The sequence below is a fragment of the Acidiphilium rubrum genome, assembly GCF_900156265.1.
Taxonomy (GTDB): domain Bacteria; phylum Pseudomonadota; class Alphaproteobacteria; order Acetobacterales; family Acetobacteraceae; genus Acidiphilium; species Acidiphilium rubrum.
On the sequence record NZ_FTNE01000018.1, the window covers coordinates 56859 to 66083 of the forward strand.

The 9225-nt window shown below is 63.2% G+C and carries 9 protein-coding genes; 3 read left to right on the forward strand and 6 right to left on the reverse strand.

Translation table 11 applies throughout. The features are described 5' to 3' along the window. Positions 1-6 precede the first annotated feature (6 nt). The 6 genes from flhA to BW994_RS13375 form a co-directional block, all read right to left on the reverse strand. Positions 7-2082 (reverse strand): flagellar biosynthesis protein FlhA, encoded by a 2076-nt coding sequence (gene flhA, locus BW994_RS13350; protein ID WP_029314650.1) that lies wholly within the window; start codon positions 2080-2082, stop codon positions 7-9. Then, the gene (locus tag BW994_RS13355; protein ID WP_029314649.1) at positions 2079-3425 is read right to left on the reverse strand and encodes a sigma-54 interaction domain-containing protein; all 1347 of its coding nucleotides are present in this window, start codon (positions 3423-3425) and stop codon (positions 2079-2081) included. Before BW994_RS13355 ends, flhA begins: the two co-directional genes overlap by 4 nt. Before the next feature lie 9 nt (positions 3426-3434). Continuing rightward, positions 3435-3740, reverse strand: a complete 306-nt coding sequence (gene fliN / locus BW994_RS13360) for a flagellar motor switch protein FliN (protein ID WP_029314648.1) — start codon at positions 3738-3740, stop codon at positions 3435-3437. Positions 3741-3795: 55 nt separating this feature from the next. Beyond that, the gene (locus tag BW994_RS13365) at positions 3796-4803 is read right to left on the reverse strand and encodes a flagellar motor switch protein FliG (RefSeq protein ID WP_281174474.1); all 1008 of its coding nucleotides are present in this window, start codon (positions 4801-4803) and stop codon (positions 3796-3798) included. Beyond that, entirely contained in the window at positions 4800-6365 is a 1566-nt protein-coding gene (gene fliF / locus BW994_RS13370) for a flagellar basal-body MS-ring/collar protein FliF (protein WP_029314646.1), read from the reverse strand. The genes BW994_RS13365 and fliF overlap by 4 nt, the downstream gene beginning before the upstream one ends. 120 nt (positions 6366-6485) lie before the next feature. After that, the gene (locus BW994_RS13375) at positions 6486-6941 is read right to left on the reverse strand and encodes a nucleoside deaminase (protein ID WP_029314644.1); all 456 of its coding nucleotides are present in this window, start codon (positions 6939-6941) and stop codon (positions 6486-6488) included. A 53-nt stretch (positions 6942-6994) separates the two neighbouring features. On the opposite strand from BW994_RS13375, the gene BW994_RS13380 reads away from it, so the two are divergent. From BW994_RS13380 to rsmD, 3 genes are read left to right on the forward strand one after another with little or no spacing between them, the layout of a single operon-like run. Then, positions 6995-7708 carry a gamma-glutamyl-gamma-aminobutyrate hydrolase family protein gene (locus tag BW994_RS13380; protein ID WP_029314642.1) on the forward strand — a complete coding sequence of 238 codons (714 nt, stop codon included), beginning with the start codon at positions 6995-6997 and terminating at the stop codon, positions 7706-7708. After that, positions 7705-8460: a pseudouridine synthase gene (locus BW994_RS13385; protein WP_029314640.1), complete on the forward strand. Its 756-nt coding sequence runs from the start codon at positions 7705-7707 to the stop codon at positions 8458-8460. The genes BW994_RS13380 and BW994_RS13385 overlap by 4 nt, the downstream gene beginning before the upstream one ends. Continuing rightward, complete coding sequence (gene rsmD / locus BW994_RS13390; RefSeq protein WP_029314639.1) at positions 8460-9014, forward strand: 16S rRNA (guanine(966)-N(2))-methyltransferase RsmD; 555 nt, start codon at positions 8460-8462, stop codon at positions 9012-9014. Before BW994_RS13385 ends, rsmD begins: the two co-directional genes overlap by 1 nt. Positions 9015-9225 lie beyond the last annotated feature (211 nt).

The following is a 9225-nucleotide window of genomic DNA, read 5'->3' on the forward strand; positions in this document are numbered from 1 at the left end:
ACGCATTTATAGGGCTCCCAGGGTTCTGATCCGCGCACGCGGAAATATTTCGGTCTGCGCTAAGACCGGCGTTGATGGTTGCATCCGCTCGATGATTGCGCGGATGTGCGCGCGCAGCGGCGCGCTGGTCAGCAGCACGGGCGTTTCACCTTCGGCGGCAATCGATTCAAACACCTGGGTGACACGGCGCATGAAATCGGCGAGGCGGCCCGGCGGCAGAGCAAGCTGGCGAGCCTCCGGCGGCCCGACCAGCGCTTCGTTCAGCTCGGTCTCCCATTCAGGGCCGATCACCACGAGCGGCAGATAGCCGCGCGGACTTAAATTCGCATCGGTCAATTGCCGCGCCATCCGCATCCGCACATGCGCGGCAACGGCGGCCACGCCCTTGATCTGCGTCGCGCATGCTTCATGAATGCCTTCGAGAATCGTCGGCAGATCCCGGATTGATACCCGCTCGGCCAGCAGCGCCTGCAAAACTCGTTGCACCCCACCCACGGTCAACTGACTCGGAATGAGCTCGGTGACGAGCCGTTGCTGCTCGCGCGGCAAATCGTCAAGCAGCTTCTGCGTCTCGGCAAACGACAGCATCTCCGCCATGTTTTCCTTGACGACTTCGGTCAGATGCGTGGTCAGAACACTCGCCGGATCGACCACCGTGCAGCCCTTGGTGCGTGCCAGTTCACGGTCGGACGGATCAATCCAGATTGCCGGCAGGTTGAAGGCGGGCTCGGTCGTGCGCTCGCCCGGAACGTCCGGCAACGTGCCGTTGGCGGTCATGGCGAGCAGCCTGGTCGCCTGCAACTTGCCGGAGCCCGCCTCGATTTCCTTGATTTTTATCGAATAAGTGTCTGCCGGCAGCTGCATGTTGTCCTGAATGCGGACCGCGGGAAGTATGAAGCCCATTTCGGTCGCGATCGACCGGCGCAGTGATTTGATCTGCTCGGTAAGCTTGGGTGTGTCGCCACCCGCCAGGATCAGCAGACCATACCCCAGCTCCAGCCTGATCTGATCGATCTTGAGCGCATCTGTGATCGGCGCTTCCCCCGGCTCCACCGGCAACGGCTCGGCCACGCTTTCCACCACGATCGGGTGCTGCCAGCGATGCCATGAAGCCCAGCCGGCCAGCCCGGAGAGTAGCGCAAAGGGCACGAACGGCAGGCCGGGCACCACCGCCAGCGCCAGCGCTGCCGCGGCCACGATCCCGAGCGGCTTCGGCGAGCGGCCGAGCTGTGCGACCAGCGCGGTATCAGCGCTGCCCTCGGCCGACCCTTTGGTCACCACGATTCCCGCAGCAACCGAGACCAGCAAGGACGGAATTTGCGAGACCAGGCCTTCACCGATCGACAATGTGGTGAACGCCGATGCGGCGTCGTGGACGCTCATGCCCTTCTGGGCGACGCCGATGACAAACCCGCCGACGATATTGATCGAGGTGATGATCAACGCCGCAATCGCATCACCGCGGACGAATTTCGCCGCACCATCCATCGCGCCGTAGAAGCCGCTTTCCTGCTCGAGCTCGGCGCGTTTGCGCCGTGCCGTGGCTTCGTTGATCGCACCGGAGTTCATTTCCGCATCGATCGCCATCTGTTTGCCCGGGATCGCGTCGAGCGTGAAGCGTGCGGCAACTTCGGCGATGCGGGTCGAGCCCTTGGTGATAACGATGAAGTTTACGACAAGCAGAATCGCGAATACGATCAGCCCGATCAGCAGATCGCCACCCATCAGAAAGCCACCGAACGCCGCAATCACATGTCCGGCGGCGTCGACGCCTTCACTGCCATGCGATAAAATCTGTCGGGTCGAGGCAACGTCAAGAGACAGTCGCAACAACGTCGTTAGCAGTAAAACCGTCGGAAAACTGGTGAATTCGACGGGCTTTCTAATAAACAGTGCAACCATCAACACCAGAATACCCGAAGTGAACGACAGCGACAGACCAGCATCCAGCAGAAACGGCGGCAACGGCAGGATGAGCATGGTGATGATGCACACCACCGCCACCGCCAACCCGATGTCGCTACCGGGCCGAAACCGCTTGAACGCAGCGTTGATCGCTGCGGGATGGAGCAGATTTTTCATGCAGCGACCCCGTTATGGGCCGCTGGAATCACGGCGCCCTGTGCTGCGTAGTCGCGCAATTTATTGCGCAGCGCACGGATCGAGATGCCGAGAATCGTAGCGGCGTGGGTCCGATTACCCAGGCAGTGCTGCAATGTTTCCAAAATCAGCGCCTGCTCGACGTCCCCGACCCGCCGGCCCACCAGAGAAGCCATTCCCGGCTCGCCGCGTGCGCTGACCGCGTTGGCCACAGGTGCGACGTGACGGGTTTCGATGCTGACGTCATCGGCATCGATCAGAGCGCCGGGCGTCAGCAACACAGCGCGATGCATGGCGTTTTCCAACTCGCGAACATTGCCGCGCCAGGCATGGTCCATCAGCCGCGCCATCGCACTCTCGCTCAACCGCTTGTCGCCGGATTCGTTGAGCGCCGCATAATGGTCGACGAAATGCTGCGCGAGCGTCGGGATGTCGGATGGCCGTTCCCGCAAAGGCGGAATATGCAGCGCGACCACGTTCAGCCGGAAAAACAGATCCTCGCGAAACCGGCCGGCATCGATCGCCGCGAGCAGGTCACGATTGGTCGCTGCCAGAATCCGCACATCGACCGGGATCGGCCGGTCACCACCAACCCGATCGACGCAGCGCTCCTGCAGCGCGCGCAACAGCTTTACCTGCAAACGAATATCCATTTCGGCCAACTCGTCGAGCAGCAACGTGCCCTGGTGCGCGGCTTCGAATTTGCCGACGCGCCGCGCGATCGCACCCGAAAACGCCCCTTTTTCGTGGCCGAACAGTTCGGACTCAAGCAAAGCCTCAGGGATCGCCGCACAATTGAGCGCAATGAACGGTGCCCGCGCCCGGCGTGACTGCGCGTGAATGAACCGTGCCAGAACTTCCTTGCCGGTGCCGCTTTCCCCGGTGATCAGGATCGATGCCGTCGACTGTGCGACCTGTTCGGCCTTCGCGAGCAATGCAAGCATCGCCGGGTCGCGCACCACCAGCGCCGAGGGCAGGTCGGTCGAAACGGCGGCGAGAATCGCGGCGATCAATTCGGCGTCGGGCGGCAGCGGCAGATATTCCCGCGCTCCCGCACGGATGGCGGCGACCGCTGCAGCCTCATCATCCTGGGCGCCGGCAGCGACTACCGCCGTTGTGAATCGTTCGTTGGCGAGCTGCGCCATCAGGCGTGGGAGATCGCGCGACACGTCGCAAATGATCAGATCGATCCGCGCCTCCAACCGCAGTAGGCGCATGCCAGACTCGATCGTTTCCGCCTGGTCGAGCATCGCCCCGCGTGAAGCGGCAATCCGTGCCGCCACGCCGAGTTCGCCCTGCAACGATCCGATGATCAGAATGCGCATCGCCGGGCCTCAACCGCCTCGATCGGATTTGACGATTTCGGTCATGGTGATGCCGAGTTTCGTCTCGTCGATCATGACTACCTCGCCCCGCGCGATCAGCCGGTTATTGACGAAAATATCGATCGGATCACCAACCTTGCGATCAAGCTCCACCACGGCACCCCGCCCGAGCTTGAGCAATTGACTGACCTGCATGGTCGATCGGCCGAGCACCGCACTGACCAGCACGGGAATGTCGTAAACCGCCTCGAGGTCACGCGGTGCGCGCGATGACGGATGATCCTCGGTTGCGGCGCGCGGTGCCGGTGTTGCCAGCGGCAGTTCCGCAAGAGCGCGCGGTGGCGTGGTTGTTTCCGGTGAATTGCTGTTGTCAGATGACAAGGTCGTCTTCCTTTCCTGTGCCGATTTCGATTTCGCCCTGTGCCGCAAGCTCTTTCGCGGTCATGACAATCGCGAGTTGCGCGGCATCGACATCGCGCAGCCGCACCGGGCCTAGCGCTTCGATGTCGTCACGCAGCATTTTGCCCGCGCGTTCGGACAGATTGCGGAGGAACAATTCGCGGATCCGATCAGACCCGCCTTTGAGGGCGATCGGCAGTTTTTCTTTCTCGACGCTGCGCAGCAGGGTCTGAATATCCTGCGGTGCGAGGCGCACCAGATCATCGAAGGTGAACATCAGCGCCTTGATCCGCTGCGCCGCGTCCTGGTTCTTGACTTCCAATGCGCCGATCAGCCGCGACTCCACGGCCCGGTCGAACGAATTGAAGATCTCGGCCATTTTCGCATGTGGATCGCGTTGCGCACTCGATGCGAGATTGGCCATGAAATCGACCTTCAATGTGCGTTCGACATCATCGATCGCCTCGCGTTGAACGCCGCCGAGTGCCAGCATGCGTTCGACCACATCGATCGCCAGCGCTTCGGGCAACAACGGAATGACCCGTGCCGCGTGGTCCGCGGGCACGCGGGACAAGACCATTGATGCTGTCTGCGGATGTTCGTGGCATAAATAATCGGCCAGTACCGATTCGTTTACCTTGCCGAGCTTGTCCCAGATGTTGCGCCCCGCCGGACCATAGAGATCCTCCAAAATCTGGTTGACCATTTCCGCCGGTAGCATCGCGCGCAGCATCCGTTCGGTCGCTTCCGCCGAACCTGAGACGGAGCTGGTACGGCCGAGGCTTGCGGCAAACTCCTGACACAGCTGCTCGACCACTTCCGGCCCGACCTTGCCGAGACCTACCATGGCGCGCGAGACATCGCGGATCTCATCGTCCTTGAGCATCGCCATCAGCTTGCCGCCGTACTCATCGCCGAGTGCGAGCATCAGGATGGCGGTGCGTGCAGCACCGCTCAGCGCCAGGGTCGAACCGCTCACGATGTCCCTTCCTGGCTGAGCCAGCCACGGATTACGGCGACACTTTCTTCAGGATTGCGATCGATCAACTCGACGATCGCCCGGATCGGGTTGTCCACCCCCTCCTGGTCCGGCCCGGCGATCGCCGCCTGGGTGGAACCCGCGATCGCTGCATCGGCACTGGCAGGGACCGGCGGTGCCGTCAGGCGGCGAACCATCGGCCGGAAGACCACCAGCAGGGCGGCAAGCGCGATCAGCCCGCTCACCACGATCCGCAGGAGCGGCATCAGCATGCCGCTGCTCATGAAGCGCGCTATGAGCGACTGTTTCGGTGCGGCGATCATCGTGTCGGTATTGGCGAACGCCATCGACTGCACATCGACCACATCGCCGCGCGCCTTGTCGTACCCGATCGCGGTTTGCACCAAATTCTGGATCCGCGCGATCGTCGCCGCCGAGCGGGGGCGGGTGATCATCTGTCCCTTCGGCCCTTTGACCTGGACATCATCGAGCATTACGGCGACGCTGATCCGGGTGATTTCGGGTGTCGCGTGGATCGTGTGTTTCACCGTCTGACTGATCTCGTAATTCGTTGTCTGGTCGGTGCGCGATGTTGCATCGACCGATTTCGGCGTCGCCGGAGCGGTCGAAGCGCCCGGCAGATTGTTTGCAACCGAGACTGTCTTGTTATCGTTCTCGGTCCGGTTGGATTTGGTCCGGCTTTGCTGCTGGCTGCGCACCACCTGGCCGTTCGGGTCGTAGCTTGTCGCGGTCTGCGCGGTCCGGTCAAAATTCATCGAGACCGCCGTGACGACCCGCACCTGATTCGGTCCCAGCGCGGCGTCCAGCATCGAGCGTACAGCATCGGTCAAATGCTGCTCGGTTGCCTGCTTCAGGCTGGCATCCCGCGCATCGAGCATGGCGTTGTCGCTGCGGCCCGCCTGTGCCAGCAAATCGCCTCGATCGTCGGCGATTGAGATATTTGAAGGTTTCAATCCGGGCACGGCGGAGGCCACCAAATTCAGGATCGCATCGATGCTCTGCCGGTCGAGCGGCGCAGCACCCGCGAGCGACAGCATGACGCTCGCTTGTGCCGGGGCGGTATGCAGGCTGAAATCGTCGGCCTGGGGCAAGACTACCTGAACCCGTGAAGACCGAATGCCCTGGATCAGATCGATCGTGCGCTCCAATTCACCATCGATCGCACGGGTCTCATCGATCCGGTCGAGAAAATCCGAACCGGTCAGCGGATTCTGATGATCGAAAATCGCAAAACCGCTCGAGCTGCCCGCCGGCAGATCATGCTGGGCCAAGAGCAGCCGCGCCTGATCCAACTGCGTCGGCTCCACCATGATACGGTGGCCGTTGTCGCCGATTTCGTATTTGATGTGCGCCGCCGCCAGAGCGGTGGTGATGTTGCTCGCGTCCTTTAAGCCGAGCCCGTCGTATAAGGTGGCGTTGGGGCTGGGCCCACCGGTCATTGCCAGCGTTGCCATCAACGCCAGCACGCCAACTGCCACGGCGGCCATGGCGCCGAGTTTCACCGGGCCGAGTGCACGCAAATTCTCGATCAGTTTGTTCATCGGGCGCCGAACCCCTCGGTCAGGGTTCTACGTGGCGGGACACGGAGCGGCATCGGTTCATCCTGCTGTCGCGACGATTTTGTCGCAGCGCAAGAATGTCAGATGAAGGTAAGCGTTCGGTTAACGCCCGGCAGAATTTGCCGGGTCGCGCCGCGTTTTGAAAAAGTTCGTCAGCAGTTCGGCGCTCTCCCGCTCGGCCACGCCGCCCACCACGTCAGGCCGATGATGGCAGGTGGTTTGCTCGAAAACGCGAGGCCCGTGCTCGACCCCGCCTGATTTCGGGTCGTACGCGCCAAACACCAGCCGCTCGATCCTGAACAGCGAGGCGGCAGCCGCGCAGAGCGGGCAGGGCTCCAATGTCACGGTCAGGGTGCAGCCCGGCAGAAATTTCCCACCGAGTCGCAAAGCCGCCGCGCGCAGCGCGAGCATCTCGGCATGGGCGGTTGCGTCCTTGCGCGCCTCCACCTCGTTGCCGAAGGCGGCGAGTACGGCACCTGCCGCGTCGGTCACCACCGCGCCGACCGGCACCTCGCCGCGCGCGGCGGCCTTGCCGGCTTCGATCAGGGCCTGCGCCATCGGGGTCATGCCGCTCTCTTGCCTTGGCGCACCCAACAGGTCTAGCTCCGCATATGACAAAGCGCCCGACCATCGGCCTGACCCTCGATGCCGAGGCACCGGGCGGCTACTCGAAATTTCCTTGGTACGCGATCCGCCAGAATTATATGGATGCGATCGCCGATGCCGGCGGTATTCCGGTGGCCGTGCCGCATCGCGCCGAACTGGCTGGCGCCTATCTCGATATCATCGATGCCCTGGTTGTCACCGGCGGCGCGTTCGACGTCGATCCCGCGCTGTACGGTGATGCGACCAGGCACGACACCGTTTCGCTCAAGCAGGGCCGCACGACCGCCGAACTCGCCTTGCTGCGCGGGGCGTTGGCGCGCGATATGCCCGTGCTCGGCATCTGCGGCGGCGAACAATTGCTCGCCGTGGCCCTTGGCGGTACGTTGATCCAGCATATCCCGGCGGAAATCGTGAACGCCCTGGCTCATGAGCAACCGAACCCGCGCGACCAGCCCGGCCATGATGTGCAGATCAGCCCCGGCACGAGGCTCGCTGCGATCGTTGGCACCGCCTCCATGCGGATCAATTCGTCACATCATCAGGCCGTGCGCGACCCCGGTGCCGCGCTGCGGATCAACGCGACCGCGCCGGACGGGGTGATCGAAGGCGTGGAATCCGCCACCCACCGGTTCTGCCTCGGCGTGCAGTGGCATCCCGAATTCCTGATCGATCCCGGCGATGCCCGCATTCTGGCCGCCCTGGTCGGTGCTGCGTCATGACCGAAAAAGGGGGCTACGCCGCGCCGAACCGCGAGCAGGGCGAGCGCATCGCCAAATACCTTGCCCGCGCCGGCATCGCCAGCCGGCGCGATGCCGAACGCATGATCGGCGAGGGCAGGGTGGTGCACAACGGCAGCACGGTCGAGCACCCGGCCACATTCGTCAGCCCCGGCGATATCATTCTGGTCGATGGCAACCCGGTCGGCGAACCCGCCCGCACGCGGCTGTGGCGCTATCACAAGCCGGATGGCCTGCTCACCACGCATCGTGACCCCGAAGGCCGCCCGACCGTGTTTGAAAAACTGCCGGCGGACCTGCCGCGCGTGGTCAGCGTCGGCCGGCTCGATCTCAACAGCGAGGGATTGCTGCTGTTGACCAACGACGGTGCCATGGCCCGCCGGCTCGAACTTCCCACCACGGGCTGGCACCGCCGCTACCGGGTGCGTGTTTACGGCATGGTCGATTCCGACAAGCTCGCCGCGCTGAAAGAGGGCATCACGGTCGATGACGTTCGCTACGGCCCGATCACCGCGGAGGTCGATTCCGCCAAGGGTGCGAACGCGTGGCTTTCGGTCAGCATCACCGAAGGCAAGAACCGTGAAATCCGCAAGGTCATGGCGGCACTCGGGCTGGAAACCACCCGCCTGATCCGCGTGGCCTACGGCCCGTTCCAGCTGGGCAGCCTGGTGCGCGGCGCGGTTGCCGAAATCACCGGCAAGGTCCTGCGCGAGCAATTGCCCAAGGACAAATAATGGCGGCGCCGCGCATTATCGCCGGTGCCTGGCGTGGCCGCGCGCTGGGCGCGCCGCCGGGTCTGACGACGCGACCCACCGCCGGGCGGGTGCGACAGGCGCTGTTCGACATGCTGATGCACGCTCCCTGGGCCGAAGGCGCGGTTGCAGGAAGCGCCGTGCTCGACGTGTTCGCCGGCTCCGGGGCGCTCGGGCTCGAAGCCCTCTCGCGCGGCGCCGCGAACGCCACCTTCATCGATCATGACCGCGCCGCGATGGATATGATCCGCCGCAACATCGCGGCCTGCAACGCAACCGACCGCGCCCGCCTGATCCCCGCCGACGCGCTCGATCCACCCCAGGGTCCACCCCACTCGCTGATTTTGCTCGACCCGCCCTACGGCAACGACCTGGTCCCCCGCGCGATCGCAGCGCTCGCTAAAACCGGCTGGATCACCCCCGAAGCCCTGATCGCCGCCGAATTCGGCAGGAGCGATCCGCCGCCGCCCGGTATCGAACCGCTCGCCGAACGCACCCACGGCGCAGCACGGCTCGTGATCTGGCGTGCGCGATAAATTGACGGGTTTTGTGATCGAACGAGCCGGGTATCGTGCTGTAGGGAAGGGGAAGGGAAGCGCTTCTTTTTTGTAAAAAAGAAGCAAAAAACTTTTTGACTCGGGGGCACGGGCGTTTTCAAAGGCACGGGCCCAAATTAACAAAGTTTTTTTTGCTTCTTTTTTGTTCACAAAAAAGAAGAACTTCCCTTGTCTTTTTGTGTTTTTTGTT

Coding starts and splice junctions, on each gene's coding strand:
- BW994_RS13385 (WP_029314640.1), top strand. CDS start 7,705: ATGACCGAAAAAGGGGGCTACGCCGCGCCGAACCGCGAGCAGGGCGAG.
- flhA (WP_029314650.1), bottom strand. CDS start 2,082: ATGAAAAATCTGCTCCATCCCGCAGCGATCAACGCTGCGTTCAAGCGG.
- BW994_RS13380 (WP_029314642.1), top strand. CDS start 6,995: ATGACAAAGCGCCCGACCATCGGCCTGACCCTCGATGCCGAGGCACCG.
- fliF (WP_029314646.1), bottom strand. CDS start 6,365: ATGAACAAACTGATCGAGAATTTGCGTGCACTCGGCCCGGTGAAACTC.
- BW994_RS13355 (WP_029314649.1), bottom strand. CDS start 3,425: ATGCGCATTCTGATCATCGGATCGTTGCAGGGCGAACTCGGCGTGGCG.
- rsmD (WP_029314639.1), top strand. CDS start 8,460: ATGGCGGCGCCGCGCATTATCGCCGGTGCCTGGCGTGGCCGCGCGCTG.
- BW994_RS13375 (WP_029314644.1), bottom strand. CDS start 6,941: ATGGCGCAGGCCCTGATCGAAGCCGGCAAGGCCGCCGCGCGCGGCGAG.